General features: G+C 70.9%; 1 protein-coding gene. It reads right to left on the bottom strand.

From position 1 onward, the window contains the following. Positions 1-10 precede the first annotated feature (10 nt). Positions 11-1,420 carry an NF041680 family putative transposase gene (locus ACWCP8_RS41160; protein ID WP_451121680.1) on the bottom strand — a complete coding sequence of 470 codons (1,410 nt, stop codon included), beginning with the start codon at positions 1,418-1,420 and terminating at the stop codon, positions 11-13. Between the last annotated feature and the right edge of the window lie 163 nt (positions 1,421-1,583).

Raw genomic sequence — 1,583 nt, 5'->3', positions numbered from 1 at the left:
AGCTTGGCGTTTAACCTCGCTGGGCTTGGTGTTCCTTGATCGATTCGGCGCGTTTGATGGTCTTGCCGACGTCGTGGCGCCTGGCCCGTTGCTTGTTCTTCGAGCCGGGAGGCCGTCCGGGACCTGGTCGGGACGGTTTCGGTGCGGCCGCCGGGCGGGCTGCTGTCGCGCGGACGTTGCGAAACCCCCGGCGGACCCGGGTGGGGGTGAGGCGGCGGGGCTCGCTGGGCCGTTCCCAGGGGCGCCGGAGGTCCTCCGCGAGGGGCCGGGCGAGGCGGAGCTGGGTGTGGGCGGCGATGATCAGCCAGGTCCACAGGTCGGCCGTGTCGGGATTCCTGACCTTCGGGGCGGTCCAGCCCAGGGTCTGTTTCATCAGCCGGAAGGTGTGCTCCAGGTCGAAGCGGCGGAGGAAGGACTGCCACCAGCGGTCCACGTCCGCCTGCGCGGCGGCGGTGGCCGAGCACCACAACCAGACCGGTTTCGGGTCGCGGTCACCGGGCGGGCGCTCGACCTTCAGGCGGATCAACGTGCCGTGCAGGACGGGGAGTTCTTCCTCTGCGTGGTTCAGCCAGGGGCCGCGGTGGGTGAGCCGGGGGTGCATCCGGTCCCAGGCCGTCGCGGTGGCCGTGCCGTAGCGGGTGGTGTCCGTGGCGGTCGTGACGTCGGGCTCGTGCCAGCTGTCGGGCTTCTTGAACGTGAGGACGCCGCCATGCCGGCGAGGGCGCCCGCCCCGTGGACCCGGCCGGGCGGGGCCGGGGTCGCGGAGCATGACCCGGTCCGAGCGCAGGCGCCCGACCAGCACGATGGGAAGGTCGGCGAGAGCGTGGGTCAGGTAGGCGACGTCGTAGCCGGAGTCCATCACGATCAGGATGTCCGGATCGCCCGGTCTCAAGTGGCCTGCGCTCGTCAACCGCTCGACAACATCGCGGAGTTGGGCGGAAGTGACGGTGGTCGCGTCGTCGGCCGGCCCCAGGCGGACCGCGTCCAGGATCGCGACCCAGGAGGTGCGGCCGGACTCCAGGGCCGCGACGAAGGAGTAGGGCCAGCCGGGCACCAGCTGGTCCGTCTTGCGGTCGCCGCGTCCGTAGACATGGCAGAAGAGCCGGTCGCTGCTGGTGGGAGCGTCGGGTCGCAGCCAGTGCGACACGTCCACGGCGAGCACGATCCGCCCGTCGGCCGCCTTCGGTAGCGGCAGGCCCGCCAGCGCGCGGCGCAACCGTGTCGGCTCCAGCCAGCCACGGTCCAGGGCCGCGTACAGCGCACCGTGCCCGCGCCGGTGCTCGACCGCCAAGGAGAGCTCGACCAGGGTTTTCACCGGCCCGTCCGCGCACAGCACCGCGTCGGTGAGCTCGAAGAGCGCGTCCGCGCGGCTGTACAGGCAGTCGTAGAACTCGACACGAAAGTGGGACAGGACGCCCAGTGCGGCGTCGGCGGGACCTGCAGGAGCGAGACTCTTCACCAGCGGCCGTTCCTTCACGCGACGTTGCTCGACACCTCGAAGCGTGAAGAACGGCCGCCCTGCTGTCCCTCGAAGAACACGAGATCAGCGGGTCGAGTGAACCGGCGAGGTTAAACGCCAAGCT

Source organism: Streptomyces sp. NPDC002206 (assembly GCF_053593595.1).
The sequence above is the reverse complement of the archived record's forward strand: the minus strand, read 5'-3'. Positions and strand labels throughout refer to the sequence as shown.